This window comes from Micromonospora sp. RTP1Z1 (assembly GCF_033804685.1).
In the GTDB taxonomy this organism is placed as follows: domain Bacteria; phylum Actinomycetota; class Actinomycetes; order Mycobacteriales; family Micromonosporaceae; genus Micromonospora.
Genome location: NZ_JAPFQV010000083.1, coordinates 1 through 25,833, shown reverse-complemented (window position 1 = coordinate 25,833; position 25,833 = coordinate 1). Strand labels below are relative to the sequence as shown.

The following is a 25,833-nucleotide window of genomic DNA, read 5'->3' as shown; positions in this document are numbered from 1 at the left end:
CGAAGGTCCCGCCGAGGCTGTAGAGCAGCGTGGTCCAGAGCGTGTCGGCGAACCCTGGGGTGTGCAGCACCCGGTCGAAGTTGCTCATGGTGAATTCGCCGAGGAGCCCGGTCTTGCGCAGGGTGGCCAGGCGTACCCGCTGGAAGGCCAGCACCACGGTCCAAACGATCGGGATGCCGATCACCGCGAGCACCACGAGCAGGGTCGGGGCGACCAGCGCGAGCCCGGCGCGGGACTCGCGGCGGCGCAGGGTCAGTGGCCGGCGCCGGGGGCCGGGCCGCTCCCGGACGGGGGAGCGGCCGGCCTCCGGCGCGGTGGTGGTCAATTGACGCCCTTCTTGATCGCCTCGACGTCCTTCTTCGCCCGCGCGGCGGCCGCGGCGGCGTCGGACTTTCCGCCGACCACGTCGGCGAGCGCCTTCGGCACGGGTAGCTCACCGAGGATCGCGCCGACCAGCTTGCCCTGGCCCTGCGGCAGGCCCCAGCGCTGGAAGGTGTCCGGGCTCTTGCGCAGGGTGGCGAGGACGTCGTCGCCGTACACCGCGGAGAGCGGCTTCTTGGCGTCCACGCCGGCCTGGCTGGTGTTCCAGGCGGTGAGGAACTTCTCCTTGTCGTCCGCGGTGCCCTTGCGGACCGGGAACCGACCCTCGGGGGACATGCCGAACCAGCGCGGGTAGCCGTCGCCGAGCATGTACTCCACGAACGACTTGGCCGGGTCGGCCGCGGCGCCGTCGAGCACCGCCCACGAGCTGATCTCGCCGTACTGGGCCGGTTCGGCGCCGTTGGGTCCCTTGATCGCGGTGACGAAGCCGCTGTTCTTGGCGAGGAACGTCGGGTCCTGCTGGCACTGCGGGCAGGTCGGCTTGGCGTCGTTCCGCAGCCCGGCCAGTTCGTCGAGGATGAACGGCGACCAGATCAGCATCGCCGCCTTACCGGCGAAGTAGGTGGCCCGGGTGGTGTCCACGTCCTGCGCGCCCTTGACCGAGTTGTTGCGCATCAGGTCGCCGTAGAAGCGGAACGCCTCGACGCACTCGGGGGAGTCGAGCTTGACGGCGCCGGAGTCGTCGGTGAGCTGACAGTTGTTGGCCAGGGCGAGGTGCTCGAAGGTCTGCTGGGTGAAGACGTCGCCGGGGGAGGTGGCCGCGGTGATGCCGGCGACGCCACCGGTGTTGAGCTTCGCCGCGGCGGCGGCGATCTTCTCGTACGTGTCGGGGGCGGGCAGGCCGGCGGCGTCGAAGAGGTCCTTGCGGTAGACGAGGAGCTGGCCCCACCCGTCACTGGGGACGGAGAGCTGCTTCCCGCCGTCGGAGGTCAACTCCAGCGCCCGGGGGGAGAAGGTGTCCCGCCCCAGCTTGTCGACGATCTCGGAGTTGGCCGACTTGTGTAGCAGGTCGTTGCCGGCCAGGGTCTGGATGCCGGCGAGCGACACGGAGCCGACCACGTCGGGGAGCTTGCCGGCGGCGGCGCTTGAGGCGATGAGGGAGGGGAACTGGTCCTCGTTGATGGTGACCAGGTTGACCTTGACGCCGGTCTTGGCGGTGAAGTCGTTGATGATCGCCTTGGTCGCGGTGACCCGATCGGCCACGTCCTCCAGGCTCCACACCGTGATTTGTGAACTGTCGCTTTTCTGCTCATCGCCGCTGCAGGCAACCATTCCCACCCCGGTAAATGCCATGATCAGGGTGGTGGCCAGCAACCGCGTCGGAGGTAATGACATCGGCGGCATCCTCTCGAAGGGTACAACGTGGATTCAATACCCTTCGATTGATCAATCCAACCACATATACCGATTTATTTGGTAAGATTGGGCCCGGCACTTTCCTCGGAGCGACGCCATGGTCAACTGGGTGGTCTCGCTGGCCGGGCCCCGACGCGTCAGCCTGGAGCCCTGCCCCGCTGATCCGCTCGGCCCGGGCCAGGTTCGCGTCCGCACCTGCTACTCCGGCATCTCGGCCGGGACCGAGCTGACCCTCTACCGGGGCAGCAATCCGCGGCTCAGCAAGGACTGGGACGACGCCACCCGGATGTTCGTGCCCCGCCAGGCACCCGCCGCCTACCCCGTCGTCGGCTTCGGCTACGAGGAGGTCGGCGAGATCGTCGAGGTCGCCGCCGACGTCGCCGACCGGCGTCCCGGGCAGGTCGTCTGGGGGATCTGGGGGCACCGGGCCGAGGCCGTCGTGCCGGCCGGCGCGGTCCAGCCGCTGGCCAGCGGGCTCGACCCGCTGACCGCCGTCTTCGCCCGTCCCGGCGCGATCGCCCTGACCGCGGTGCTCGCCGGGGACCTGCACCTCGGCGACTGGGTGGGCGTCTTCGGTCAGGGGGTGATCGGGCTGCTCGCCACCCGGCTGGCCGCCCTCTCCGGCGCCCGGGTGGTCGCGGTCGACCGGGTGCCCGCCCGGCTGGACTTCGCCACCCGCCTCGGCGCCCGGCGGGTCGTCGACGCCGCCGTCGACTCCGCCGCCGCCGTGCTCCACGGAGCCACCGACGGTCGTGGCGCGGACATCTGCCTGGAGCTGTCCGGGTCGTACCCGGCGCTGCACGAGGCGATCCGCGCCACCACCCACGCCGGCCGCGTCGTGGCCGCCGGCTTCTACCAGGGGTACGCCCTCGGGCTGGGACTCGGCGAGGAGTTCCACCACAACCGGATCCAGCTGGTGGCGGCCCAGATCTCCGGGCCCACCCCGGCACCCGGCACGGCTGGCCGGTGGACCGGGCCCCGGATCGCCCACACCTTCATGGACCTGGTGGCCGAGGGCAGCGTCGACCCGCTGCCGCTGGTGAGCCACGTCGTCGACGCGGGCGCGGTGGCCGACGCGCTCGCGTTACTCGACCGCGGTGACGGTGACGTCCTCCAAGTAGTGCTGAGGTTTTGAATGGCCATTCCACTCGCCTGCCAGGAGCAACTGCTCCCGGGCGCCAGCCTGTCCGAAAAGTTCGCCCTCGCCACCACGCTCGGCTACCAGGCCATCGAGCTGCGCGGCCGCGGTGACCTCGCGTTCGCCCGGCGGCTGCCGGAGCTGCGCCGGGCCCGCGCCGACGGTGTGCTCATGCCCACCGTCTGCGTCGAGATGGACCACTTCATCGGCGACTTCGACCCGGACCGGTCAAGGGACGCGGTACGCAACCTCCGCTCCCAGCTCTCGGTGATCGCCGAGCTCGGCGGGATCGGCGCGATGACCCCCGCCGCCTGGGGGATGTTCTCCCGGCGGCTGCCGCCCTTCGAGCCGCCCCGCTCGCCCGACGGCGACCGGCAGGTCCTCGTCGACACCCTCGGCGAGTTGGGCGCGCACGCCCGCGCCGAGGGGGTCACCCTCTTCCTGGAACCCCTCAACCGGTACGAGGACCACATGGTCAACCGGCTCGACGAGGCGGTCGCTCTCTGCGCGGCCGTCGGCCTGCCCTCGGTCCGGGTGGTCGCCGACACCTTCCACATGAACATCGAGGAGGACGACGTCCCCGCCGCGCTGCGCGCCGCCGCGCCCTACCTCGGGCACGTGCAGGTCAGCGACTCCAACCGGTACCAGCCCGGGACCGGGCACCTGGACTGGCCGGCGCTGCTGGGCACCCTGCGGGACATCGACTACCGGGGGTGGCTGGCGCTGGAGTGCCGGCTGCGCGGCGAGCCCCTCGCCGCCCTCCGGCAGGCCGCGACGGTGCTCACGCACGCACGGCCGTGGCAGGCGGCGGCATGAGCGCCGGACCGGCCGGCGGGCCCGCCGGGCTGGGCGCCGCGACACGTGGCCCGGACGGCGACCCGCCACGTCGGCGGGCCGGCACGGAGTGGGCGGCCGAGCTGCGTCGGCTGGCCGTCACCACTCTCGACGGCAACTGGGAGCACGACCACACCGTGCCGTCGCGCACCCTCTACCCGCACCAGTGGAGCTGGGATTCGGCGTTCATCGCCGTCGGGCTGGCCCACGTCCGCCCCGACCGCGCCTGGCGGGAGCTGCGGACGCTCTTCGCCGCCCAGTGGGCCGACGGGCGGGTGCCGCACATCGTGTTCAACCCGGCGCTACGGGTCGGGTCGTACTTCCCGGGGCCGGACTTCTGGGACTCCGCCCGCGCCGACGGCGCCCCGGCCGCCGCCACCTCCGGGATCGTCCAGCCGCCGGTGCACGCCCCGGCGGCCTGGCTCACGCACCGCCGGGCCCCGTCGGAGGCCTCGGTGCGGGCGCTGCGCTGGCTCTACCCGCGGCTGGTCGCCCAGCAGCGGTACCTGACCGGCCGGCGCGACGTGGGCGGCGCCGGGCTGGCCTGCCTCGTGCACCCGTGGGAGTCCGGTCTGGACAACAGCCCGGCCTGGGACGCCCCGATGGCCGCGGTGCCCGCCGACGCCGCCGTCATGCGGGCGTACCGGCGGCACGACACCGCGCACGCCGACGCCGCGCACCGCCCCACGGACCTGGACTACGCGCGCTTCGTCGCGATCGTCGCCTCCTACCGGGAGGGCCGCTACGGCGACGACGGGCTGGCCGGCCGGCACCCCTTCCTGGTCGAGTGTCCGCTGCTCAACGCGGCACTCGGGGTGGCCGAGCACGCGCTGGCCCGGATCGCGTCGGTGGTCGGCGCCGACCCGGGCCCGCACCGGGACCGGGCGGCCCGGATCACCGCGACCCTGGTGGACCGGCTGTACGACCCGGCCACCGGCACCTTCCACCCGCGCGACCTGCGCACCGACCGGCTGATCCCGGCGCGGACGGTGCTCGGGCTGATGCCGCTGATCCTGCCGGACCTGCCGGCCCGGCAGGTGCGGGCGGTGCTGACCGAGGCGTGCTCGCCCCGGTTCGGCCTGGCGTCCCGGATGGACCGTCCGCTGCCCACGTACGACCGCACCGCGCCGGACTTCGAGCCGCTGCGCTACTGGCGCGGCCCGAGCTGGCTGAACACCAGCTGGCTGCTCTGGCGGGGGCTGCTCAGCCACCACCGTCACGACCTGGCCGCCGGGCTGCGGGAGTCGATGCTGACGCTGGTCGCGAGCAGCGGCTGTCACGAGTACTTCCACCCGGACACCGGCGCCGGGCTCGGCTCCCCGGCGTTCAGCTGGACCGCGTCCCTGGTGCTCGACGCCCTCGCCGAGGGCTGAGTCGCCGGCGTCGCCCCGAGGCGCGCCGGCGGGCAGGCGCCTCAGGCGATCCCGGCCGGGGTGGTGGCGCCGGCCCGCAGGGAAGCCATCGGCTCGCAGCGGCGGTTCAGCCGCTAGGCATGCACCAATGGCCTGCCCGCTCTCGCCGGCAGTCCGGGGCAGGTAGGGCTTACGGCTTCCGCTCGGCGACGTAAGAACCGCGAGCCGGCAGCGTCACGACCAGACCGCGCTCCCGAAGCAGACGGACAGCCTCCCGGACCGTTCCTCGACTGACGCCGTACTCCTGCTGTAGGTGGGTCTCGCTCGGGACTGGCTGGCGCGGCTTGAGCTTCCCGTCCTCGATCTGCTTGGCGAGGAGGTCTGCGAGCTGGATGTAGAGCGCCACCGGGGACATCTCGTCAACCATGAGCCGGACCTTATGGACGCGCAGCCTGAGCAGATCGTAGGGTACGTGCTGCACGTCTAGAACGTGCTGTACGAGTAGGACGAGCTGGACTACCCTCGGGAGGCGTCCGCAAACTCCCAACCAGGAGGGGGATCTCATGAGGCTCTGGCCGTTCAACCGCCGTCCGCGACCGGTCGACCGGACCGGCTCTGCGACCGCCTACCCGAACCGTTCCGGAGCCTCCGGTCCGCAGGCCGTCTCCGAGGTCCAGGCCCGCCGCAACACCGGCCGTCCGCATTACTGGGCAATCGAGCCGACTATGGAGTACCAACGGGCCCCGCTCCTCACCCTGGGCCAGCAGTACCGCTCTCGGGGTCGGGCCGAGTGATGGGGGAGGAGTTGCTGACGCGAGTCCCCTTCGCCGTCGTCCTCGCCTCGTACTGCATCGAGTTCCACGAGCGGAACCTGTGCGCAAAGTGCAACGACTCCGGATGTCCCCGGCTCGATGACGCCGCGTTCACCCTCGACCGCTACCGCGCCGATCGGTTGGAGCGGTACCGCCTCCGTCGAGCGCAGTAAGGGAACTCTGTCTCCGGAATCATTAGAGTCGCGTTGCTTGATCAAGGAGGGGCGTCCGGAGGGAGCCGCAGAGCGTCGCCCCGGACCGGACCTGTCGGTGTACGACGTGCGGTGTGGGTCGGACACGAGGGGCTCCTGCTCAGGGTGCAGCCGCCCGCCGACGGTGGTCGGCGGGCGGGCGGCGGTGAGGAGGTCAGGCGGTGCGGCGGTCGGCGTCCTCACCGCCCTGATCTGGCTGGCAGCTCGGCGAGGAGCTGCTCCACCCGGGTGCGGATCTCGTCGCGGATCGGGCGGACGGCCTCGACGCCCTTGCCGGCGGGGTCTTCGAGCTTCCAGTCCTCGTACCGCTTGCCCGGGAAGACGGGGCAGGCGTCGCCACAACCCATGGTCACGATGACGTCCGAGGACTCCGCCGTCTCGTACTCGAGGAGCTTGGGGGTCTGGTCGGTGATGTCGATGCCGACTTCCCGCATGGCCTCCACGGCGGCGGGGTTGACCGTCTCCGCCGGGGCGGAGCCGGCGGAGCGGACCTCGACGGCGTCGCTGGCGAGGTGGCGCAGCCAGCCGGCGGCCATCTGCGAGCGGCCGGCGTTGTGCACGCAGACGAACAGGACGCTGGGCTTGTCGGACATCAGGAGCCTTTCTGGCAGTACGGGTCGCAGGGCCGGTTCACCGGCGCCTCCGAGTGGGCCGTGGGCAGGGACCAGCGGGGGTCGCTGTTGCGGTCGAGCAGCCGGTAGCGGCCGGCGGGACGCGGCGGATTGAGCAGGGCGGCATACGACCCGTCCCGGTGCTCCGGGTTGGTGCTCATGCCCCGTGGTCGAGCGCCGGGCCGCGCTCGTCGGTCGGCACGACCACCTGGTCGGCTGCCTCCCCGGCGTCGGGGTAGAGCGCGGCCAGGAGACCGATGCCCACGGTGAGGCCGACGAGCTGCGCGACGACGAAGCCGGGCACCGAGGCGGGCGCGATGCCGGCGAACGTGTCGGTGAACGCCCGGCCGATCGTCACCGCCGGGTTGGCGAACGAGGTCGACGAGGTGAACCAGTAAGCCGCGCCGATGTAGGCGCCGACGGCGGCCGGGGCGACCGGGGCGCGACCGGAGCGGGCAAGCGCGAAGATCAGTAGGATCAGGCCGGCGGTGGCGACGACCTCGCCGAGCCAGAGGTGCCCGGCGGCGCGGTCCTTGGTGGAGAAGTCGACCGCGGCCAGGTCGAACATCAGGTTGGCCAGGATCGACCCGCCGATCGCGCCGGCGACCTGGGCCGCGACGTAACCGCCGAGGTCCCGGCCGGTCGGGCCCGTGCCGGCGCGGCGGCTGAGGAACCAGTCGGCGGCGGAGACCACCGGGTTGAAGTGGGCGCCGGAGACCGGGCCGAAGATCAGGATCAGCGTGCCGAGAGCGAACGCGGTCGCGGTCGAGTTCTCCAGCAGTTGGAGGCCGACGTCGTCGGGGGAGAGGGTGCTGGCCATGACGCCGGAGCCGACCACGGCGGTGACCAGTAGGGCGGTGCCGGTGAACTCGGCCAGCAGGCGCCGCCGGAGTGTGATGGTCATCAGTCTCTTTTCTGGCTTACGGCTTACCGAGCGGCGGCCGGCTCCACGGTGAGCAGCGCGGCGAGTTGGCGCAGGATGGCCGGCCGGACCCGGTAGTACACCCAGGTGCCGCGGCGCTCTGCGTCGACCAGGCCGGCTTCGCGCAGGGTCTTCAGGTGGTGCGAGATGGTCGGCCCGGTCAGGTCGAAAGCCGGGGTCAGGTCGCAGACGCAGACCTCCCCGCCCTCGGCGGAGGCGATCATCGACATCAGCTGCAGCCGCACCGGGTCGCCGAGCGCCTTGAACGCGGGGGCGAGCACCGCGGCGGTCTCGGCCGGCACCCGGCGCTGCACCAGCGGCGCGCAGCACGGGGCGTCGCCGTTCAGGTCGACGACGGTGAGGGGCGGCTGATTCGACATGGCTCTAGGTTGACACTCTTCTAATCAGTGTGCAAGTGTCTGATTCGACAGGCGTCAAGGCAGCGTCCTCGCGGAGGGGTCGCCTCGCCTCCAGCTCGGAGGGAACCTGCTGATGGTCGACATCACCGTCCGCCCGATGTCCCCGGCCGACGCCGAGCGGGTCCTGACGATCTACCAGGCCGGCCTGGATGGGGGCCACGCCAGCTTCGAGACCACCGCACCCACCTGGGCCGCGTTCGACGCCGGCAAGCTGCCTGCCCACCGCTTCGTGGCCGTCGACGCCGACGACCGCATCCTCGGGTGGGTCGCCGTCTCACCGACCTCGGCCCGCCCGGTCTACGCGGGCGTGGTGGAGCACTCCGTCTACGTCGACCCCGCCGCCCAGGGCCGGGGCGTCGCCCGGCTGCTGCTCGACGCCCTTATCGCCTCCACCGAGGCGGCCGGCATCTGGACCATCCAGTCCGGCGTCTTCCCGGAGAACACCGCCAGCCTGGCCCTGCACCAGCGGGCCGGCTTCCGGGTCATCGGCACCCGCGAACGGGTCGGCCGCCACCACGGCCGGTGGCGCGACGTCGTCCTGCTGGAGCGCCGCAGCCCCGTCCTCACCTGACCATTGCGGTCCCGGTGCTGAGCACCGGCGTCCGCCCTCTTGATTCGACAAATCTCTACTCAGAGGAGTTTCCTGATGAGCGCTCTGGACGAGCTGCCCGTCGTGGTGATCGGCGCGGGTCCGGTCGGCCTCGCCGCCGCCGCGCACCTGTACGAGCGCGGCCTGCCCTTCACCGTCCTGGAGGCCGGCGACACCCCCGGCGCCGCCGTACGGCAGTGGGGGCACGTGGGGGTCTTCTCCCCGTGGCGGTACGACGTCGACGCCGCCGCCCGACGGCTGCTCGACGAGGCCGGCTGGGTCGCCCCCGATCCCGGCGCCCTCCCCACCGGCGCCGAACTCGCCGCCGGCTACCTCCAGCCTCTCGCCGCGCTGCCGCAGCTCAAGCCGCACGTGCGCTACGGCGCCCGAGTCGAGGCGATCAGCCGGCTCGGCCTGGACCGGCTGCGCACCGCCGGGCGCGACGCCACCCCGTTCCTGATCCGCCTCGCCGACGGCGACGAGCTGCTGGCCCGCGCGGTCATCGACGCCTCCGGCACCTGGGGCACCCCGAACGTCCTCGGCGCCTCCGGCCTCCCCGCCCGGGGCGAGCGGGCCGCCGCGGCGTACCTGGAGCACGCGCTGCCCGACGTGCTCGGCGCGGACCGGGACCGGTTCGCCGGCCGGCACACCCTGGTCGTCGGGGCCGGTCACTCCGCGGCGAACACGCTGCTCTCCCTGGCGGAGCTGGCCGCCGCCGCATCCGGCACCGAGGTGACCTGGGCGATCCGCTCGGCGAGCCCGACCCGCACGTACGGCGGCGGCCACGCCGACGCCCTGCCCGCCCGCGGCGCGCTCGGCTCCCGGCTGCGCGAGCACGTCGACGACGGCCGGATCCGGCTGCTCACCGGCTTCTCCGTGTACGCCCTCACCCCGGCCGGGGACCGGGTCGCGGTGGTCGTGCGGCACGCCGACGGCAGCGAGGAGGCGGTCACCGTGGACCGGATCGTCGCGGCGACCGGCTTCCGGCCGGACCACTCCATCGCCGCCGAGCTGCGGCTGGACCTCGACCCGGTGATGGGAGCGACCCGCGCCCTGGCCCCGCTGATCGACCCGAACGAGCACTCCTGCGGCACCGTGCCCTCGCACGGGGTGGACCAGCTCGCCCACCCCGAGCCCGGCTACTACGCCGTCGGCATGAAGAGCTACGGCCGCGCACCGACGTTCCTCATGGCCACCGGCTACGAGCAGGTCCGCTCCGTCGCCGCCGCCCTCGCCGGCGACTGGGACGCCGCGCGCGACGTGCAGCTCGATCTGCCCGAGACGGGCGTGTGCAACAGCAAACTGGCCGACTCCGCCACCGGCGACAGCTGCTGCGGACCCGCCGCCGCCGGCTCGGTCGGTAAGGGGCTGGCCGTCGGCAGCTCCGGTGGTCTGCTATCCCCGCCGCTGAGTCTGGTCACCCTCGACGCCACCTCTGTCGGTGGTCAGACCGGTGGCTGCTGCGGCAGCTGAACGGCGTGTACGTCGCCGGCCGGTCGCCCTGGTCATCGTCGTCCGGGACACCGCGCCGCCGGGCGCGGCGGCCGTCGTGCACGCCACGAGCGACTATCGTCCGCTCATGGCGGTCGCCGGCAAGCGTTCGCTCACCGTGGTCGCCGGCTGTTGTGCGGTCGCCGCCGTCGGCATGCTCATCCGCGCGGGCCGGCGGTTTCCCTGTCCGGCTCCGGCGCCGTCTCGACCGCCAGCAGCGCCGCCGGCACCGGCTCGACCTCGACGCGGGTGTCGTGGAACGTCGGGCCGCCGCCCAGGTCGGTGTCGCGTACGGCGGTCACCGCGTTGACGGTGGCCCGGCCCGGACTCAGTCGCGCCCAGTACGCCTTGTACGTGAACGCGAGCCCGGGCCGGGTCGCGTCGTCCACGGCGACCGCCGCCAGGAACGCGCCCCGGTCGTTGTGCACCCGCACCGCCTCGCCGTCGGTCAGGCCCCGGGCCGCCGCGTCGTCGGGGTGCAGGTGCACCCGGGGCGGTCCCATCCGCCCGGCGTGCCAGGGGAGCGAGGCGAAGGTGGAGTTCATGAAGAAACGGCCCGCCGGGGCGACCAGCACCAGCGGGAAGCGCCGGGCCAGTTCCGGGTCGGCGGCCTCTACCGGTGGGGTGTACCCGACCAGCGGGTCCACCCCCTGCCGGGCGAGCCCGGGGTCGAGCAGCCGGGCCCGGCCGTCCGGGGTGGGGAAGCCGCCCTCGGCGTACGGGGCCGAGCCGACGGCGACGCCGGTGGTCCGTGCGTAGGTCCGCTCGCGCAGCTCCTCGAAGCTGACCGGCGCGTCGCGGAGCAACTGCCGGGCCAGCTCCTCGTCGCTGTCCCGGAGCCGGGGGTGGCCGAGACCCAGCGCGGCGGCGATCCGCCGGAAGATCTCGGTGTTCGGCAGCGCCTCGCCGGGCGCCCGGGTCACCGGCAGGTTGAGCGTCGTGTAGTGGTGCCCGTAGGAGGTGTGCAGGTCGAGGTGTTCGGGCTGCATGGTGGCCGGCAGGACGAGGTCGGCGAAGTCGCAGGTGTCCGTCCAGCGCTGCTCCAGCACGACGGTGAACAGGTCGGCGCGGCGCAGGCCCGCGTGCACCCGGGTCTGGTCGGGTGCGGTGGCGGCCGGGTTGGTGTTGAACACGACCAGCGACGTCACCGGCGGGTCCGCCTCGTCGGTGAGCGCGGTCGCGAGCCGGCTCATGTTGACCGACCGGGCCGGCGGCGCCGGCATGTCGGGTGGCCGGACCACCGCCTCCTCGTTGATCGGGTGGTGCCCGCCCGTCATGCAGAGCGCCCCGCCCCCTGGGTACCGGAAGTCGCCGGTGACCAGTGGCAGCGCGCAGATCGCCCGGATCGCCTGACCGGCGCCGTGGTGCCGCTGCAGGCCCAGACCGACCCGGATCGCGGTGGGCCGGGTGGTCGCGATGCGGTCGCCCAGCCGGCGTACCACCTCGACGGGCAGGCCGCACTCCGTCGCGGCCCGGTCCACCGGCCACTCGCCGAGTCGGGACGCCAGCTCCGGCCAGCCGACGGTGTGCGCCGACAGCCACGCCCGGTCGGCCGAGCCCGCGTCGAGCACGTGCCGCATCAGCCCGAGCGCCAGCGCGGCGTCCGTGCCGGGCAGCGGGGCGACGTGCTCGTCGCTCCGGGCCGCGGTGTCGGTGCGTAGCGGGTCGATGGTGACGACGTACGCGCCCCGCTGCCGAGCTTCCTGGATGAACGGCCACTGGTGCAGGTTCGTCGACAGCAGGTTGGCGCCCCACAGCACGATCAGCTTGGCGTCCACGATGGACTCCGGCTCGAAGCCGACCGAGCCGCCGTACATGGAGCGCAGCGCAGCCCGGGCGGCGGCGGTGCAGATGGTGGTCTCCAGCCGGGACGCGCCGAGGTGCGCGAAGAGGCGTGGACCCATCGTCCAGCCCTGGACCAGGCCCATCGTGCCGGCGAAGTAGTACGGCAGGATCGCCTCCGGGCCGTCCCGGTCGATGCTGGCTCGCAGCCCGGCCGCCACCCGGCCGATCGCCTCGTCCCAGCTGGCCGGCCGGTAGGAGACCGGCCCCACCCCCTTCGGCCCGGTCCGCACCAGCGGGTGGATCAGCCGGTCGGGCCCGTTGACCGCGTCCAGGTAGCGGTTGACCTTGCCGCAGAGCGCACCCCGGGTGAACGGGTGGTCGCGGTCGCCGCGCAGTGCGACCGCCCGGCCGTCCTCGACCGTGACCTGCCACATGCAGGCGTCTGGGCAGTCCAGCGGGCAGGCGCCGGGATGGGTGGCGCGGGACATGACACGGATGCTACCGACCCGGCGGCGCGTCGGACGGCACGCCGGGGACGGCGGTGCCGGGCCGGCTGCGGCAGGATGGGACCGGACATCGATCCCCGGGGAGGACACCTTGACGGTCACCGCCGACGACCTCGACGCCGCGGTGTCCACCCTGGACGCCGCGCTCGGCCCGGCCACCGGTGCGGACTGGTCGCTGCCGGCAGGCCCGCTGGAGTGGGACTGCTGGCACACCGCCGAGCATCTGGGCGACACCCTGCTGTCGTACGCGGCGCAGTTGGTGGCCCGCCCCGACGGCCGGTACGCCCGCTTCGCCGCCGTCGCCGACCGGGACGCCTCGGCCGGCGAGGTGCTGGAGTTCTCCGACGCCGCCGGCCGGCTCCTCGCCCTGGTGGTCCGGGCCACCCCGTCGAACGTCCGGGCCTTCCACCCGAGTGGTCGTGCTGATCCGGAGGGGTTCGCCGCGATGGGCTGCGTGGAGACGCTGCTGCACGGCGAGGACATCGCCCGGGGGCTGGGCGTGGCCCTCGATCCGTCGCGCCCGCTCTGCGCCCGGGTGGTCGCCCGCCTCTTCCCCGACGTGGCGGCCGGGCTGGCGGACGTCGACCCGTGGGCCGCCCTGCGCTGGTGCGCCGGGCGGGTCGAGCTGCCCGGCCGTCCGCACCGGGACCGCTGGCAGTGGCGCGGCGCGCCCATCGGCGGCTGACCCGGCCGTCGGCCGCTCCGGCGGCACGCCCGGCAGCTGGAGCCGGGCGCCGCAGTCGAACCCGAGGGAGGGCCGTGCCCGAGATCGACAAGGTCGCCTGGATCCGGATCGAGGACGGCCGCATCCTCAGCACCCGCTCTCGGGGCAGGCACGTCTGGTACCTGCCCGGCGGCAAGCGGGAGGCCGGCGAGACCGACCTGGACACCCTGGTCCGGGAGATCACCGAGGAGCTGGGCGTCGCGGTGCTGCGGGAGTCGGCCGTCCACGTCGGCACCTTCACCGCGCAGGCGCACGGGCACGCGGCCGGCACGCTGGTGCGGATGACCTGCTACGCCGCCGACTACCGGGGCGAGCTGCACCCGGAGAGCGAGATTGAGGAGCTGGCCTGGCTCGGTTACGCCGACCGGTACCGGGTCTCCCCGGTGGACCAGCTCATCTTCGACCGGCTCCGGGCCGAGGGCATGCTCCGCTGACTGTCAGCCCGGCAGCAGCCGGGCGAGGGCGCGCAGCGCCGCGCGTACCGTCGGGTCGTCGGCGCTGAGGCTGACCCGCAGGCCGGCCGCGGCCCCGCGCCGGGCGGCGAACTCGTCGGCGCCGGCGACCGCGACGCCCCGGCGGCGGGCGAGCGCGATCGCGGCGTCCGCGTCCGGCCCCAGGCGTACCCAGGCGAAGGGCGCCGGCCCGGTGGCAGCCACCCGGTCGCCGAGCAGCTCCCGAGCCAGCGCGGCGCGTTCGGCCAGCTCGGCGGCGCGGACGGCGGCGAGCTGGTGCGCCGCCCCGCCCAGCACGAGCTGGGTGGCCACCTCGGCGACCAGCGGTGCGGGTGCCCAGGCGAGTGCCCGGGCGGCCGCGCGCAGCGGCTCGGCGAGCGCCGGCGGGGCGTACCGGTAGCCGATCCGCAGGCCCGGGGCGAGGGTCTTGGTGATGCCGGTGAGGTGGACCGTGCGGGGGTGCCAGGCGGCGACCGGCGGCGGTCGGTCGGGCAGCAGCGCGCCGAACGGATCCTCCTCGATCACGGTCAGGTCGTGGCCGGCGGCGACGGCGGCGATCTCCCGGCGGCGCTCGGCCGGCATGGTGAGTCCGGTCGGGTTGTGCAGGGTGGGATGCAGGTGCAGCGCGGCCACCCGGCGTCGAGCGCAGAGCCGGTCGATGGCGTCCGGGCGGGGCCCGGCCGCGTCGCTCGGCACGGTGGCCAGCTCGATCCGGAGCAGCCGGGCGGCGGCGAGCAGGCCCGGGTTGGTCAGCTCGGTGGTGACCAGCACGTGCCGGGGCTGGGCGAGCGCGGCCAGCGCGGCGGCGAGTCCGTGCTGGCCGCCGGCGGTCACCTCGACCTGGTCGGGCGCGGGGTGCCAGCCGCCGTGGGCCATCCACCGGGCGCCGGCGACGCGGTGCCGGACCGCGTCGGCGTCCTCCCCGCCGACGGCCAGCGGGTCGGCGGCGATCCGGTGCAGGATCGGCGCGACCGCCCGGTGCACCGGCCCGTGCCCGGGCGGATGTACAGCGGCGACATCGAGCACCGGCGCGGTGGTGGGCGCGGTGGCGGCGGTGGCCGGGGTGACGAAGGTGCCCCGGCCGACCTCGCCGGTGAGCAGCCCGCGCCGCGCGGCGACCTGGTAGGCGCGGCCGACGGTGGCGATGGTGACGCCGAGCCGCCGGGCCAGCTCCCGCTGCGCCGGCAGCCGGTCGCCGGCGGTGAGCCGGCCGGCGGCGATGTCCGCGCCGATGGCGTCGGCGAGCGCGAGGTAGCGGGGCCCGGCCCCGGACGGCCCAGCGGGCTCCCAGATTGTCACCGTGACAATCTAGTCGCCGTGCGGGCCGGCCGACGTCCGATTGTCACCGTGACAATCTGGGCCGCCGGCTTTCCCGGGTACGTCGTCGACGCTGCCCCCATGACCGTCACCTCCGCCGCCCTGTGGCGGCACGCCACCTTCCGTCGGCTCTGGCTCTCCGACGCGGTGAGCACTCTTGGCACCCACGTCACCACGCTGGCGCTGCCGCTGGCGGCGCTGACCGCGCTCGGCGTCGGGACGACCGGGGTCGCCGCGCTGACCGCCGCCACGACCCTGCCGTACCTGCTGCTCGGCATCCCGGCCGGCGCGATCGTCGACCGGCTGCCACGCCGCGCCTTGCTGGTCGGCGCCGACCTGGCCCGGGCCCTGCTGCTGGCCAGCGTGCCGCTGGCCTGGGCGGCCGGGCTGCTCACCCTCGCCCAGCTCGTCGCGGTGGCGCTGCTGGCCGGCTGCGCCACGGTGCTCTTCGACGTGGCCTACTTCGCGGCGGTGCCGGCGGTGGTGCCGGCCGGGCGGCTGGCCGACGCCAACGCCCGCCTCGAGGCGACCCGGGCGGTCGGGCAGACCGCCGGACCCGGCCTCGCCGGCCTCCTGGTCGGCGCGCTCGGCGCGCCGGTCGCCCTCCTCGTCGACGTGGCCAGCTTCGTCGCCTCGGCGCTTTTCCTCGCCGGTACGCCCAGGCTGACGCCGCGGCGGGCCACCGGCGCGGGCGGCGTGTGGCGGGACGCCGCCGGCGGCGTGCGCTTCGTGCTCCGCGACCCGGTGGTACGGGCGCTGACCCTCTGCTCCGGCCTGACCAACCTCTGGCACGCCGGCTTCGTCGCCATGCTGCTGGTGTACGCGGTCCGTGAGCTGCGCCTGCCCGCCGCCGCGGTGGGGCTGCTGATCGCCGGCGCCAACGTCGGGTACCTGCTCGGCGCGGCGGTCGCCGGCCGGGCCCGGTCGCGCCTCGGCGTCGGGCGGGCCATCGCCGCGGCGGCGGTGCTCCAGGCCGGCGCGGCGCTGGTGCTGCTGCCGCACCCGCTCTGGATCGGTGCGGGGCTGGCGGTGAGCGCCTTCGCCAGCGGCCTCTACAACGTCAACGCGGTCAGCCTGCGGCAGGCGGCCACGCCCGGCGAGATGCTGCCCCGGATGACCGCCACCAGCCGGTTCTTCATCTGGGGGACGATGCCCCTCGGCGCGGCCCTCGGCGGGGCGCTGACCGGTCTGCTGGGCGCGCCGGCGTACCTCGCGTCGGCCTCGGTGGGCATGGCCGCGGCGGCGCTGCTCGTCCGCTGGTCGCCGGTCTGGCGGACCGTCGAGATTCCCGCGCCGGACCGGCCGCCGGTCCCGGTCGGGGCCGTGCCCGCCGGGCGGTGAGGCGACCGTTTGGCGGCGCCGGCCGGGGGTAACCGCGTGACCGGCTCCGGCCTGCGCGGCCGGCGACGACAGGAGGGCGGCGTGCAGTTTCCCCGATTCGTCGAGGCGGTGTCCCGCCGGTCCGAGCTGCCCACCGGGCAGGCCGCCATGATCTCCCGCGCCACCCTGCAGACCCTCGCCGAGCGGGTGACCGGGGGCGAGGCGGACGAACTCGCCGCCCAGCTGCCGGACGAGCTGAGCGCGTACCTCACCGCCCCGGCCGGCGATGGTGGCCCGACCGCGGGCACGGTCGCGTTCCTGTACCGGGTGGCTGACCGGGCCGGGGTCGACCCGGCGGTCGCCGAGGTGGGGGTGCGGGCGGTCCTGACCACCCTGCGCGAGGCGGTCACCGTCGGCGAGTTCCAGGACCTCATGGCCCAGCTGCCGAAGGGTTTCGACGCAATGGTCGACCCGATCCCCCGACCGCCGTACGGCGGCTGACGAGGCGGGGTGGACCGTCAGGACGGGTCGGCGAGGTCGGCGGCGGACGGCTCCTCCGGCTCGGCGACCCACGCGGAGAAGACCGGCACCCCGTGCCACAGGCCCACTCCGTCCCGCCGCTCGTCCGTGGCCACCGCCAGCACCGCGTACGGGTGACCGAAGCGCAGCTCGGCGGTCCGGGCCCACCCCTCCGGCGGCAGGCTGGCCACGGCGAACGCGCCGGTCACCGCGGCCGCCTCGAAGCCGTACCGGCCGAACCGGGCCATCGCCGCCTGCCGGGCCTCGGCCTGCGCGTCGGCACCCGCCACCGCCCTGACCGCCGCCGGGAAGCCCAGCCGGGATCCGGTGAGGTCGTGCTCGCTCCGCGCCGACCAGCAGGGCAGCACCGCCGCGTGGCGCTCCTCCCGGCCGTCCCGGGCCCGGGTGCGCACCCGCTCCTCCCGCAGCGTCCACAGTGCCGTTTCGCCCAGCGGCAGGTCGAACAGCGACCGCCGGCCCGGCTCCGCCCCGGCCACCGCCGCCGCGCCGAGCCGGTACGCGGCGGCCAGCACGTCACCGGCCGCCACCTCGGGGGCGGCCGCCACCGACACCACGGCGAGCCCCGCCCGGCCACCCTTCGTGGCCGCCGGCTGGGCCGTCGACATGTGCACGATCACCTCGCCGGCCCGATCGGTTGTGGCGATCCAGGACCGGTGGCCACGCTTGGGGGAGCGCAGCACCCGGGTGAGCGAACCGGCCCAGGGGCTGGCCGACCCGAGGTCGGCGGCGGGGGCCAGGTCGAACGGCTCCGCCCAGGAGATCCGGGTGGCCAGGGCGCTCGCCAGGGCCAGCACCACCTGCGGCGAGACCTGCAGCGGGAACCGGTCGATCAGCCCGAGGGTGTGCTCGCGGGCCCAGGCGTCCAGCGCGTCCTGCGTTGGCAGTGGCCCGGTCGCGGTCCGCGGCGGCAGGCCGGCGTACCAGTCGGCGAGCCCGGGCGGGTCGTACCCGGCGCGGTGCCAGACGGCGGTCGCGGCGGGTACCAGCGGGTGCGGCTCGGCCAGCATGGCGGCCGCCGTCGCGGCGGCGTCCGAGGGGTCCATGCCGAGCACGTCCGCCAGGGCGTCCCGCTCGGCGCCGGTCGCCGCCGGTCCGCAGAGCGCCAGCAGCAGCCACGCGCCGAGCGGGGAGGCGACGTGGTGGCCGGGGTCGACGGTGGCGTGCAGGCGTTCGGCGTACCGGGCGAGGGGCTCCTGGAGGCTCGTCATGGCTCCACTCTGCCCACCGCCGGCCGATTCGGCACGCCCACCGGGTACGTCAGGACCAGAGCTCGAACGGCTCGTCGATGTCCTCGCCGGCCAGGAAGGGGGTGAGCAACGCCGGTAGGCGCCCCGGGTAGAAGCGCTCCGGGCTGGCCACGATCTCGGCGACCGGCCACCAGCGGAAGCCGAAGTAGTCCTCCACCTCGTAGTCGAGCCGATCCGTCTCGTCGACCGCCGGGCCGCGGCCCGGCACCCGCACCGGCACGACCACCTCGTCCTGCACGTGCCGCAGCTGCCGGTGAATGAAGCTGGCCCGCCGGCGCCAACGAGGCACGCCGACCTGGTCCGGCCCCACCCGGATCCCGGTCTCCTCGCGCAGCTCCCGCACCGCCGCGTCGAGGTACGTCTCGCCGGGGTCGAGGCCGCCGCCCGGCAGCTCCCACCAGGTGCCGAGTCGGGGGTGGTCCGGGTCGCGGGTGTGGAAGAGCAGCACCCGCTCCTCGGCGTCGAGCACCACCACGCGGACCGCGCGGCGTTCCAGGACCGGTAGGTCCCGAGGCAGTTCGTCGGTCATGGGTTCCCTCCCCAGGGTCACGTGTTTCGTGTCCACCCTGCCACGATGGCTGTCATGTCCCAGCTTTTCGGTGAGGTGGCCGGCAGCTACGACGAGGCGCGTCCGGGCTACCCACCGGAGATCGTCGAGGCGATCCGCAGGTACCACGGCGGGGTGCCCGCCCGGCTGGTCGAGGTGGGCGCCGGGACGGGCCGGGCCACCGGGATGCTGCTCGGGTTGGGCGCGCCGATGATCTGCGTGGAGCCGGACGCGCGGATGGCCGCGCTGCTGGCGGCCCGGTTCCCCGGGGTCGAGGTGGTGGTGGCGCCGTTCGAGGAGTGGACGCCGCCGCCGGGCGGGGCGCCGGCGCTGGCCTGCGCGATGGCCTGGCACTGGTTGGACCCGGAGACCCGCAACCGCCGGGCGTACGACGCGCTGACCCCGGGCGGCACCCTGGCCGTCTTCGCGCACCGCTACGCGTACGTCGACCCGGCTCACGCCGCCGCGATCCACGCGGCGTTCGAGTCGGTGGACCCGGCGCCCCACCGGGACCGTTCCGACGACTGGTTCCACGCCGACGTCGCCGGCAGTGGTCTCTTCACCGACGTCCGTTCGGTGGTCTTTCGCCGCGCGGTGCCGCTGTCCGCAGCGGCGTACCAGGCGCTGGTCAGCACGTTCTCCCCGCAGCAGAAGCGGCCGCCCGAGCTGCGGGAGCGGGTGCTGGCGGCGGTCGGCGCGGCGGTCGACGGGTTCGGTGGGACCGTCGTGCTGGACCTGCGCACCACGCTGGTCCTGGCCCGCCGCCCGGCCTGACCGGGGCAGGTCAGCCCGGCTCGCCGACCAGCTGCGCGCGCCGCAGCCGCACCGCGGTGCCGCGGCGCAGCGAGTTGGGGATCTCGGCGATCGCGTCCACCCGGTCCACCAGCTCCCGCAGCCGGGCGCGCGGCGCGTCCCCGTCGACCAGCACGTCGTAGGAGATGCCGGTGGAGGTCGCCGGGTCGCCGTCGAAGTCGCCGTGCACGGTCACCTCGACCCGGTGCAGCACGATCCCGGCCGCTCGGGCCTCCCGGAACAGGTCGTTGGAGACGCAGCCGGCGACGGCCAGGTGGAGCAGTTGCCCGCCGTTGAACCCGTGCCCGTCCCCGCCGGCGTCCGCCGGGCGGTCCACCACCAGCGTGCACGCCCCCGCCGAGCCGATCGCCGCCGGCCGGCCGGGCAGGCTGCGCGTCCGCACCTCGAAGGTCATCCCGACCACCTCCGCTTCGATCAGACCGAGTCAACCATCCACCGGTGGGGTCCGCCCTCGCCGGTTCAGTCCGAACTGGCGTCGATCACCGGGCCACGTCGGGCGGCAGCGGAAGGCGACGCCTCCGCCGGACCTCCACCGCAGTTCGCCGGGCGGCGGCGCGCGGGCCCTCGGCCCGGAGGATAGGCTGCCGGCCGTGGCAGGTCTGTTGAGGAATGTGGCGTCGCGGCTCGGCCGGATGACCGGGGGCACGGCGACGCCGACCCGGACGCCGGGTCCGATCCCGGCGCAGGTCGCGCGGCGCCGCCAGGTGTCCGCGCTGCAGCGTCGCCAGCTGGCGTACGCCCCGGAGCTGGACGGGCAGGCCGACCCGGGGGAGATCGTCTGGACCTGGGTCCCGTACGAGGACGACCCCCGTCAGGGCAAGGACCGCCCGGTGCTGGTGGTGGGCCGGCAGAGCCGGACGCTGTTCGGGCTGATGCTCTCCAGCCAGAGCGAGCGGGACGGTCAGCGGCACTGGTTGGCGCTCGGGCCGGGCGCGTGGGACCACGACGACCGCCCGAGCTGGGTACGCCTCGACCGGGTCCTCACCATGCGCGAGGACAGCATCCGCCGCGAGGGCGCGGTGCTGGACCGGCCCCGGTTCGACCGGGTGGGCCAGGCCCTGCGCGCCGGCTACGGCTGGCGCTGACCCGGCGGATAACCGCTCGCCGCCCGGCGAGAGAAGTGGCAGGGTGACGCCGTGACCGTCGTGGACGACCGGCTTGCCGGATGGCTGGCGGAGGATTTCGGTCTCGCTCTCGTCTCCGCCGAGCTGGTGCCGTACGGCGCGGACGACGCGGCGCGGCTGTGGCGGGCCACCACCGCCGACGGCGGCCAGTGGGCGGTCAAGCTGAGCGGCGGCGGTACCCAGGCGGGGCTGCTCGTCACGGCCCACCTCGCCGGGCAGGGCGTGCCGGGCATCGCCGCGCCGCTGACCATCGGGGGCGGTGGGCTGTGCGGCGTCCACGAGGGACGACGGCTCTCGGTGGTGCCGTGGCTTCCCGCCGACCGGGCGCTCGACGGCGGGATGAGCGCCGCCCACTGGCGCACGTACGGCGAGGTGCTGGCCGCGACCCACGGCGTCGCGCCCACCGACGAGCTGGCGGCGCTGTTGCCCCGGGAGGACCACACCCACGCGGCGGTGGGCGCGGCGACCCGGGAGACGGACCGCCGGCTACGGGCCGTGGACGGCTCGGCCGACCGGTGGACCCGGGAGGTGGCGGCCCGCTGGCGGTCGGCCGCGAAGGACGTGGCGACGCTGCTCGACCGCGTGGACCGGCTCGGCGCGGAGTTGCGGGACCGGCCGGCGGAGCTGGTGGTCTGCCACGGCGATCCGCACCTGGGCAACCTGCTGCTCGCCCCGGACGGGCGGGTCTGGCTGATCGACTGGGACGACGCGGTGCTCGCGCCGCGGGAACGCGACCTGATGTTCGTGGTCGGCGGGGTGCTGGCGTTCGCGCCGGTGACCGCGGCCGAAAAGGCGGCTTTCTTCGCCGGGTACGGACCGGTGGACCTCGACCCGGTCCGGCTGGCCTACCACCTCGGGGTGCGGGCGCTGGACGACATCGGGAGCTGGGCGCGTGACGTGGCCGACGCCGACCGGCCGGAGGCCGAGCGGGTCCGCGCGCTGAAGATCGTGGACGGGCTGCTGTCCCCGGTCGGGCTGGTCAGCCTGGCCCGCCGGGCGCTGCGCGACCTGGGCCGCTGGGACTGATCGACCGGTCAGCGCTCGGCGAGGTACGGGGTGTCCACCAGTTGTCGGGCCGGTCGGGCCGCGGCCACGCTCTTCGCCTGGTACATCGCCGCGTCCGCCCGGCAGAGCGCCTCGGCGAGCTGGGTCGGCCCGTGCACCGGGGCGAGCCCGACGGAGGCGGTCACCCGCACGGTGCGGCCGCCGAGGGGGATCGGCGCGGCGAGGGCCTCGCCGAGCCGACGGGTGGCGTGCTCGATCCACCGCCGGTCCACCGTCGGGCTCATCAGCAGCCCGGCGAACTCGTCGCCACCGAGCCGGGCGACCAGGTTGTCCCCGGCGAAGGCGGCGAGCCGCTGGGCCACGCTGATCAGCACCTGGTCGCCGGCGGCGTGTCCGTACCGGTCGTTGACCTGCTTGAAGTCGTCGAGGTCGAGCACCACGGCGATCAGCGGCTGACCGGCGGCGTCGGTGAGCAGGGTGGCGGCGAGCCGGTAGAAGGCCCGCCGGTTGGGCAGCCCGGTCAGCGGGTCGTGACTGGCGGCGTGCCGTTCGGCGGCCAGCTCGGCCTGCAGGAGCCCGATCTCCGCCTCCGCGCGCAGTGCCCGGCGACGCAGTTGCCAGACGGAGACGAGGGCGCCGGCGGCGGAGACACCGGAGGCGACGGTCATCGGATCCGGCACGAACCCTCCCTCGCCACAGCCGTCGGTCTCCCCGGGCGGCGCCTCCACTGCCCGTCCCGTGCCCGTGTTTTCGCTGGTCGGCACGGGGCGCGAGGTAACCCAAAGTGAACGGATGGGTACACCGCACGTGCGTTATCATGCCCACTGTCCAATGCAGATGCAATAGCAGATGCACGTGCACCCCCGCCCTCTGTCGACACACCACCCCGTCGCCACCACCGCTCCTCCCGCGGCATCGGCTGGCTCTGGCACAGAAAGACGCCCCATGCAGCAGCCTCAGAACGGCGTACCCACCAGTCAGCTACCGCCGCTGCGCTGGCAGAAGAGCCGCCGCAGCAACCCGAGCGGGAACTGTGTCGAGCTGGCCGAACTCCCGGACGGCGCCGGCGTCGCGCTGCGCAACTCCCGGCACCCGGAAGGCCCGGCGCTGATCTACACGGTGGACGAGATCACGGCCTTCGTGCTCGGTGCCCGGGACGGGGACTTCGACGACCTCATCGCCGGACCCCCATCCCGCCGGCGGGACTGATCGGCCGTCCGGAGGAGTTCACCTCACTCCCGGCCCATGGCATGCTTACGCGTCGGCCGGACTGGGGCGTTCGGTCGGCGACAGTCGGCATCCGAAGGGGGGCCACGTGACGATGGTTCCCGGCGAGGACGGCCCGGCCACCGGTCCGACCGTGCTGCGCATGCTGCTCGGGGCGCAGCTGCGGCGGCTCCGCGAGGGTGCCGGCGTCACCCGGGAGGGCGCCGGCTGGGAGATCCGGTCCTCCGAGTCGAAGATCAGCCGGATGGAGCTCGGCCGGGTCGGCTTCAAGGAGCGTGACGTCGCCGACCTGCTCACCCTCTACGGCGTCTCGGCGACCGACGAGCGCGCGGCGCTGCTCAAGCTGGCCCAGGACGCGAACAGCCCCGGTTGGTGGCACCGGTACGGCGACGTGCTGCCCACCTGGTTCCAGTCCTACCTGGGGCTGGAGGCTGCCGCCGCGCTGATCCGGACGTACGAGCTGCAGTTCGTCCCGGGCCTGCTCCAGACCCCCGAGTACGCCCGCGCGGTCATCCTGCTCGGCCACCGCGGCGCCGCCCCCGAGGAGGTCGACCGGCGGGTCAGCCTGCGGATGGAGCGCCAGGAGCTGCTGCGCCGCACCCGGCCTCCCCAGCTCTGGGCGGTCGTCGACGAGGCCGCCCTGCGCCGCCCGATCGGCGGACCGCAGGTGATGCGCGGGCAGTTGGACGCGCTGATCGAGGCGACGGCCTCGCCGCACGTCCGGCTCCAGATCGTGCCGTTCGCCGCCGGTGGGCACGCCGCCGCCGGCGGCGCCTTCACCATCCTGCGCTTCGGCGACCAGGACCTCCCGGACATCGTCTACATCGAGCAGCTCACCAGCGCGATCTACCTCGACAAGCGCGACGACCTCGACTACTACGCGCAGGCCATGGAGCGGCTCTGCGTGGAGGCCGCGCCGCCGGAGCGGACCCCCGAGCTGCTCGGCCGCATCGCCGACGAGCTGTACCCGCGCTGACCGTTCCCGGGTCACCGGGCCCGCCGTCGACCACCGGCCGCGTGGCCGGGGTCACCCGCGCGACCCCCGGATCACCCCATCGTGGGCCACCCGGTGCCGAACCGGGCACCGGGTTGGGGGCGGTGGCGGTGGGCAGGCAGACTAGGGCACCATGTCGCCGTTCACGCCCACGCTGCGGCTGCACGATCGGTACGTCCTGCGCGAGCGCATCGGCCTCGGCGGGATGTCCGAGGTGTGGCGCGCCGACGACGAGGTGCTGCACCGCCCCGTCGCGGTCAAGGCCCTCGCGACGCAGCTCGCCGCCGACCCGCAGCTGCGCGCCACCATCCAGCGCGAGGCCCGGGCCGCGGCCCGGCTCACCCACCCGAACGTCACCCAGGTGTACGACTACGGCGAGGCGACCCTGCCCGACGGGTCGGTGGTGCCGTACCTGGTGATGGAGCTGGTGGAGGGGCGCAACCTGGCCGACCGGCTGGCCGCCGGCCCGCTCGCCTGGCCGGAAGCCGTCCGGGTGGCCGGTCAGGTCGCCGCCGCCCTCGCGGCCGCGCACCGGATCGGCGTGGTGCACCGGGACGTCAAGCCCGGCAACGTGATGCTCACCGAGACCGGCGCCAAGGTGCTCGACTTCGGCATCGCCACGCTGGCCGGGCCGCGCCACCCCCTCGCCGGCCAGACTGGCGAGCTGATGATGGGCACCCCCGCCTACTTCGCCCCCGAGCGGATGACGCCCGGCCCGGCCAACCCGGCCAGCGACGTCTACGCCCTCGGCGCGCTGCTCTACCGCACCCTCACCGGGCGGGCCCCGCTGCCCGTGCAGACCTGGGAGGACGTGCTCGACGTGCAGGCCCGACACACCCCGGTCCCGCCGCTGCGCGTCCCCGGGCTGCCGGCCGACATCGCCGAACTCACCCTGGCCTGCCTGTCGCCGGACCCGGCCCGCCGGCCCACCGCCCTCCAGCTCGCCACCCGGCTCGGCACCGGCCAGCCGGCCGACCCGCCGACCGCGATCCTGCCCATGGTGAGCCGGCCCGAGCACCCGCCGACCCTGATCGAGCGGGCGCCCGCCGCCGTCCGCCCGGTGCCACCGGCGGTGCCGCAACGGCCGCCGGCCCGGTCGAACCGGCTGCTCGGCGTGCTGGTCGCCGCCGGTGTCGCGCTGCTGCTCGGGCTGGTCGGCATGCTCGCGCTCGGTGACCGGTCGGGGAGCCCGCCGGCCGCCGACCGGACCACCGGGTCCCCGGTCCAGGAAGCCACCGCGGAGTCGTCCAGCCCACCCGAGCCGGCCAGCTCCGCGCCCTCCACCGCCCGGCCGGCGCCGGTCACCCCACGCCAGCTCGCGGCCGCGTTCGCCGAGGTGCTCGCCGAGGCGGAGGCCCGGGGCGAGATAGACCCGAGGACCGCCAGGGACCTCCGGGAGAAGGCCGCCGAGCTGGACCGGGGCAAGCCCAAGGACCGCGCCAAGCGAATCGCCGACCTGGGCGAACGCATCACCGAGGCGGCGGACGACGAGCGAATCGGCAGCGACACCGCCGCCCGCCTGCAGGAGCTGCTGGCCGCGTACGCGCAGCTCCGGGGTGGCCGCGGCGACGAGGGCTGAGCCGGCTCAGCCGAGCCGTACCGGGTCGCCGACGCCGACCGGGCCGGGCGTGCGGGTACCGCGTCACCTCGGCCTCGGTGGGGGTGTGGCCCTCGGGGAGGGGACACTTTCCCGGGGTTGTGCGGATCTTGGGTCCGTGTCCGGTTGCCCCCGGGCGGGTGAACGGCAGGGCTTCATCCCGTGCGAGGTGCACACCCGGGTGTCCGGTTTCTGGGTGTGACCGGTGGCATGCTGGCGGCGGAATGGTGGGGGGCCGGGGGTCGTTACATATCGCGTACGACCGAGTACCTGGCCCGCTCGATGGGCTGGTGGACGGGCCCCGGAATGATGGCGGGCCGGCGGTCGTTACACATGGTCCCGGCGCCGTGAAGAGGCCCCCGCCCCGCGGTTGACATCGGGCAGAGACTTTCCCCCTTGAAACTTTGGGCGCCTGACGGTGCTTGTGTCCTGCTGACCCCCGTCGGCGGTGACGCCAACCCCCGAATGGAGCTTCGTGATGAACTCGATTCTGCGTAAGAGCGTGCTGGGTGTTGCTG

27 protein-coding genes and 1 pseudogene are annotated in these 25,833 nt (G+C 74.6%); 15 read left to right on the top strand and 13 right to left on the bottom strand.

The features are described 5' to 3' along the window. Positions 1–325, bottom strand: a pseudogene (locus SLP03_RS28600) (sugar ABC transporter permease); the annotation flags it as partial. Further along, entirely contained in the window at positions 322–1,716 is a 1,395-nt protein-coding gene (locus SLP03_RS28595) for an ABC transporter substrate-binding protein (RefSeq protein WP_319463755.1), read from the bottom strand. The pseudogene SLP03_RS28600 and the gene SLP03_RS28595, both read right to left, overlap by 4 nt. 118 nt (positions 1,717–1,834) lie before the next feature. Between SLP03_RS28595 and SLP03_RS28590 the strand changes: the two genes are divergently transcribed. Genes SLP03_RS28590 through SLP03_RS28580 form a run of 3 tightly spaced genes read left to right on the top strand, consistent with a single transcriptional unit; the run spans position 1,835 to position 5,082 of the window. Continuing rightward, positions 1,835–2,872: a zinc-binding dehydrogenase gene (locus SLP03_RS28590; protein WP_319463754.1), complete on the top strand. Its 1,038-nt coding sequence runs from the start codon at positions 1,835–1,837 to the stop codon at positions 2,870–2,872. Next, on the top strand, positions 2,873–3,691 hold the full coding sequence (locus tag SLP03_RS28585; RefSeq protein ID WP_319463753.1) for a sugar phosphate isomerase/epimerase family protein: 819 nt from the start codon (positions 2,873–2,875) through the stop codon (positions 3,689–3,691). It abuts the gene before it with no gap. Continuing rightward, positions 3,688–5,082, top strand: coding sequence for an MGH1-like glycoside hydrolase domain-containing protein (locus SLP03_RS28580; RefSeq protein WP_319463752.1), 1,395 nt, complete (start codon positions 3,688–3,690; stop codon positions 5,080–5,082). Before SLP03_RS28585 ends, SLP03_RS28580 begins: the two co-directional genes overlap by 4 nt. Positions 5,083–5,251: 169 nt before the next feature. Here the strand turns inward: SLP03_RS28580 and SLP03_RS28575 are convergent, their stop codons facing one another. From SLP03_RS28575 to SLP03_RS28555, 5 genes are all read right to left on the bottom strand, one after another. After that, positions 5,252–5,488 (bottom strand): GntR family transcriptional regulator, encoded by a 237-nt coding sequence (locus tag SLP03_RS28575; protein ID WP_319463751.1) that lies wholly within the window; start codon positions 5,486–5,488, stop codon positions 5,252–5,254. A gap of 776 nt (positions 5,489–6,264) precedes the next feature. After that, positions 6,265–6,678, bottom strand: a complete 414-nt coding sequence (locus SLP03_RS28570) for an arsenate reductase ArsC (RefSeq protein WP_319463750.1) — start codon at positions 6,676–6,678, stop codon at positions 6,265–6,267. After that, positions 6,678–6,857 (bottom strand): hypothetical protein, encoded by a 180-nt coding sequence (locus SLP03_RS28565; RefSeq protein ID WP_319463749.1) that lies wholly within the window; start codon positions 6,855–6,857, stop codon positions 6,678–6,680. The genes SLP03_RS28570 and SLP03_RS28565 overlap by 1 nt, the downstream gene beginning before the upstream one ends. Next, positions 6,854–7,600: an MIP/aquaporin family protein gene (locus tag SLP03_RS28560; RefSeq protein ID WP_319463748.1), complete on the bottom strand. Its 747-nt coding sequence runs from the start codon at positions 7,598–7,600 to the stop codon at positions 6,854–6,856. The genes SLP03_RS28565 and SLP03_RS28560 overlap by 4 nt, the downstream gene beginning before the upstream one ends. A 23-nt stretch (positions 7,601–7,623) precedes the next feature. Then, complete coding sequence (locus SLP03_RS28555; RefSeq protein WP_319463747.1) at positions 7,624–7,998, bottom strand: metalloregulator ArsR/SmtB family transcription factor; 375 nt, start codon at positions 7,996–7,998, stop codon at positions 7,624–7,626. Between the two features lie 112 nt (positions 7,999–8,110). Between SLP03_RS28555 and SLP03_RS28550 the strand changes: the two genes are divergently transcribed. Beyond that, positions 8,111–8,608, top strand: a complete 498-nt coding sequence (locus tag SLP03_RS28550) for a GNAT family N-acetyltransferase (RefSeq protein ID WP_319463746.1) — start codon at positions 8,111–8,113, stop codon at positions 8,606–8,608. A 75-nt stretch (positions 8,609–8,683) separates the two neighbouring features. Then, positions 8,684–10,099 (top strand): FAD-dependent oxidoreductase, encoded by a 1,416-nt coding sequence (locus tag SLP03_RS28545; protein ID WP_319463745.1) that lies wholly within the window; start codon positions 8,684–8,686, stop codon positions 10,097–10,099. A gap of 176 nt (positions 10,100–10,275) precedes the next feature. Here the strand turns inward: SLP03_RS28545 and SLP03_RS28540 are convergent, their stop codons facing one another. Then, positions 10,276–12,390: a molybdopterin-dependent oxidoreductase gene (locus SLP03_RS28540; protein ID WP_319463744.1), complete on the bottom strand. Its 2,115-nt coding sequence runs from the start codon at positions 12,388–12,390 to the stop codon at positions 10,276–10,278. Between the two features lie 109 nt (positions 12,391–12,499). Here SLP03_RS28540 and SLP03_RS28535 point away from each other — a divergent pair, with 109 nt between their 5' ends. Together SLP03_RS28535 and SLP03_RS28530 are read left to right on the top strand one after the other, a co-directional pair. Next, positions 12,500–13,093, top strand: coding sequence for a hypothetical protein (locus SLP03_RS28535; protein ID WP_319463743.1), 594 nt, complete (start codon positions 12,500–12,502; stop codon positions 13,091–13,093). Positions 13,094–13,167: 74 nt separating this feature from the next. Continuing rightward, positions 13,168–13,566, top strand: coding sequence for an NUDIX domain-containing protein (locus SLP03_RS28530; RefSeq protein ID WP_319463742.1), 399 nt, complete (start codon positions 13,168–13,170; stop codon positions 13,564–13,566). A 3-nt stretch (positions 13,567–13,569) separates the two neighbouring features. Here SLP03_RS28530 and SLP03_RS28525 read toward each other — a convergent pair whose 3' ends face one another. After that, on the bottom strand, positions 13,570–14,883 hold the full coding sequence (locus tag SLP03_RS28525; protein ID WP_319463741.1) for a PLP-dependent aminotransferase family protein: 1,314 nt from the start codon (positions 14,881–14,883) through the stop codon (positions 13,570–13,572). A 99-nt stretch (positions 14,884–14,982) separates the two neighbouring features. Between SLP03_RS28525 and SLP03_RS28520 the strand changes: the two genes are divergently transcribed. Together SLP03_RS28520 and SLP03_RS28515 are read left to right on the top strand one after the other, a co-directional pair. Beyond that, the gene (locus SLP03_RS28520) at positions 14,983–16,242 is read left to right on the top strand and encodes an MFS transporter (RefSeq protein WP_319463740.1); all 1,260 of its coding nucleotides are present in this window, start codon (positions 14,983–14,985) and stop codon (positions 16,240–16,242) included. Between the two features lie 81 nt (positions 16,243–16,323). Then, positions 16,324–16,722 (top strand): DUF2267 domain-containing protein, encoded by a 399-nt coding sequence (locus tag SLP03_RS28515; protein WP_319463739.1) that lies wholly within the window; start codon positions 16,324–16,326, stop codon positions 16,720–16,722. A 17-nt stretch (positions 16,723–16,739) separates the two neighbouring features. Here SLP03_RS28515 and SLP03_RS28510 read toward each other — a convergent pair whose 3' ends face one another. Beyond that, on the bottom strand, positions 16,740–17,969 hold the full coding sequence (locus SLP03_RS28510; RefSeq protein ID WP_319463738.1) for a hypothetical protein: 1,230 nt from the start codon (positions 17,967–17,969) through the stop codon (positions 16,740–16,742). A 49-nt stretch (positions 17,970–18,018) separates the two neighbouring features. After that, positions 18,019–18,537, bottom strand: coding sequence for an NUDIX hydrolase (locus SLP03_RS28505; RefSeq protein ID WP_319463737.1), 519 nt, complete (start codon positions 18,535–18,537; stop codon positions 18,019–18,021). A 54-nt stretch (positions 18,538–18,591) separates the two neighbouring features. On the opposite strand from SLP03_RS28505, the gene SLP03_RS28500 reads away from it, so the two are divergent. Further along, positions 18,592–19,329: a class I SAM-dependent methyltransferase gene (locus tag SLP03_RS28500; RefSeq protein WP_319463736.1), complete on the top strand. Its 738-nt coding sequence runs from the start codon at positions 18,592–18,594 to the stop codon at positions 19,327–19,329. 10 nt (positions 19,330–19,339) lie between these two features. Here SLP03_RS28500 and SLP03_RS28495 read toward each other — a convergent pair whose 3' ends face one another. Then, positions 19,340–19,762 (bottom strand): OsmC family protein, encoded by a 423-nt coding sequence (locus tag SLP03_RS28495; RefSeq protein ID WP_319463735.1) that lies wholly within the window; start codon positions 19,760–19,762, stop codon positions 19,340–19,342. 196 nt (positions 19,763–19,958) lie between these two features. Here SLP03_RS28495 and SLP03_RS28490 point away from each other — a divergent pair, with 196 nt between their 5' ends. Together SLP03_RS28490 and SLP03_RS28485 are read left to right on the top strand one after the other, a co-directional pair. Continuing rightward, positions 19,959–20,453: a type II toxin-antitoxin system PemK/MazF family toxin gene (locus tag SLP03_RS28490; RefSeq protein ID WP_319463734.1), complete on the top strand. Its 495-nt coding sequence runs from the start codon at positions 19,959–19,961 to the stop codon at positions 20,451–20,453. Positions 20,454–20,504: 51 nt separating this feature from the next. Then, the gene (locus SLP03_RS28485) at positions 20,505–21,518 is read left to right on the top strand and encodes an aminoglycoside phosphotransferase family protein (RefSeq protein ID WP_319463733.1); all 1,014 of its coding nucleotides are present in this window, start codon (positions 20,505–20,507) and stop codon (positions 21,516–21,518) included. A gap of 8 nt (positions 21,519–21,526) precedes the next feature. Here the strand turns inward: SLP03_RS28485 and SLP03_RS28480 are convergent, their stop codons facing one another. Next, positions 21,527–22,177: a GGDEF domain-containing protein gene (locus SLP03_RS28480; protein ID WP_319463732.1), complete on the bottom strand. Its 651-nt coding sequence runs from the start codon at positions 22,175–22,177 to the stop codon at positions 21,527–21,529. 265 nt (positions 22,178–22,442) lie between these two features. On the opposite strand from SLP03_RS28480, the gene SLP03_RS28475 reads away from it, so the two are divergent. From SLP03_RS28475 to SLP03_RS28465, 3 genes are all read left to right on the top strand, one after another. Then, entirely contained in the window at positions 22,443–22,706 is a 264-nt protein-coding gene (locus SLP03_RS28475) for a DUF397 domain-containing protein (RefSeq protein WP_319463731.1), read from the top strand. Positions 22,707–22,818: 112 nt separating this feature from the next. Next, the gene (locus tag SLP03_RS28470; protein ID WP_413644760.1) at positions 22,819–23,700 is read left to right on the top strand and encodes a helix-turn-helix domain-containing protein; all 882 of its coding nucleotides are present in this window, start codon (positions 22,819–22,821) and stop codon (positions 23,698–23,700) included. A 151-nt stretch (positions 23,701–23,851) separates the two neighbouring features. Then, on the top strand, positions 23,852–25,297 hold the full coding sequence (locus SLP03_RS28465) for a serine/threonine-protein kinase (RefSeq protein ID WP_319463729.1): 1,446 nt from the start codon (positions 23,852–23,854) through the stop codon (positions 25,295–25,297). Positions 25,298–25,833 lie beyond the last annotated feature (536 nt).

Coding starts and splice junctions, on each gene's coding strand:
- SLP03_RS28595 (WP_319463755.1), bottom strand. CDS start 1,716: ATGTCATTACCTCCGACGCGGTTGCTGGCCACCACCCTGATCATGGCA.
- SLP03_RS28590 (WP_319463754.1), top strand. CDS start 1,835: ATGGTCAACTGGGTGGTCTCGCTGGCCGGGCCCCGACGCGTCAGCCTG.
- SLP03_RS28585 (WP_319463753.1), top strand. CDS start 2,873: ATGGCCATTCCACTCGCCTGCCAGGAGCAACTGCTCCCGGGCGCCAGC.
- SLP03_RS28580 (WP_319463752.1), top strand. CDS start 3,688: ATGAGCGCCGGACCGGCCGGCGGGCCCGCCGGGCTGGGCGCCGCGACA.
- SLP03_RS28575 (WP_319463751.1), bottom strand. CDS start 5,488: ATGGTTGACGAGATGTCCCCGGTGGCGCTCTACATCCAGCTCGCAGAC.
- SLP03_RS28570 (WP_319463750.1), bottom strand. CDS start 6,678: ATGTCCGACAAGCCCAGCGTCCTGTTCGTCTGCGTGCACAACGCCGGC.
- SLP03_RS28565 (WP_319463749.1), bottom strand. CDS start 6,857: ATGAGCACCAACCCGGAGCACCGGGACGGGTCGTATGCCGCCCTGCTC.
- SLP03_RS28560 (WP_319463748.1), bottom strand. CDS start 7,600: ATGACCATCACACTCCGGCGGCGCCTGCTGGCCGAGTTCACCGGCACC.
- SLP03_RS28555 (WP_319463747.1), bottom strand. CDS start 7,998: ATGTCGAATCAGCCGCCCCTCACCGTCGTCGACCTGAACGGCGACGCC.
- SLP03_RS28550 (WP_319463746.1), top strand. CDS start 8,111: ATGGTCGACATCACCGTCCGCCCGATGTCCCCGGCCGACGCCGAGCGG.
- SLP03_RS28545 (WP_319463745.1), top strand. CDS start 8,684: ATGAGCGCTCTGGACGAGCTGCCCGTCGTGGTGATCGGCGCGGGTCCG.
- SLP03_RS28540 (WP_319463744.1), bottom strand. CDS start 12,390: ATGTCCCGCGCCACCCATCCCGGCGCCTGCCCGCTGGACTGCCCAGAC.
- SLP03_RS28520 (WP_319463740.1), top strand. CDS start 14,983: ATGACCGTCACCTCCGCCGCCCTGTGGCGGCACGCCACCTTCCGTCGG.
- SLP03_RS28510 (WP_319463738.1), bottom strand. CDS start 17,969: ATGACGAGCCTCCAGGAGCCCCTCGCCCGGTACGCCGAACGCCTGCAC.
- SLP03_RS28505 (WP_319463737.1), bottom strand. CDS start 18,537: ATGACCGACGAACTGCCTCGGGACCTACCGGTCCTGGAACGCCGCGCG.
- SLP03_RS28500 (WP_319463736.1), top strand. CDS start 18,592: ATGTCCCAGCTTTTCGGTGAGGTGGCCGGCAGCTACGACGAGGCGCGT.
- SLP03_RS28495 (WP_319463735.1), bottom strand. CDS start 19,762: ATGACCTTCGAGGTGCGGACGCGCAGCCTGCCCGGCCGGCCGGCGGCG.
- SLP03_RS28475 (WP_319463731.1), top strand. CDS start 22,443: ATGCAGCAGCCTCAGAACGGCGTACCCACCAGTCAGCTACCGCCGCTG.
- SLP03_RS28470 (WP_413644760.1), top strand. CDS start 22,819: ATGGTTCCCGGCGAGGACGGCCCGGCCACCGGTCCGACCGTGCTGCGC.
- SLP03_RS28465 (WP_319463729.1), top strand. CDS start 23,852: ATGTCGCCGTTCACGCCCACGCTGCGGCTGCACGATCGGTACGTCCTG.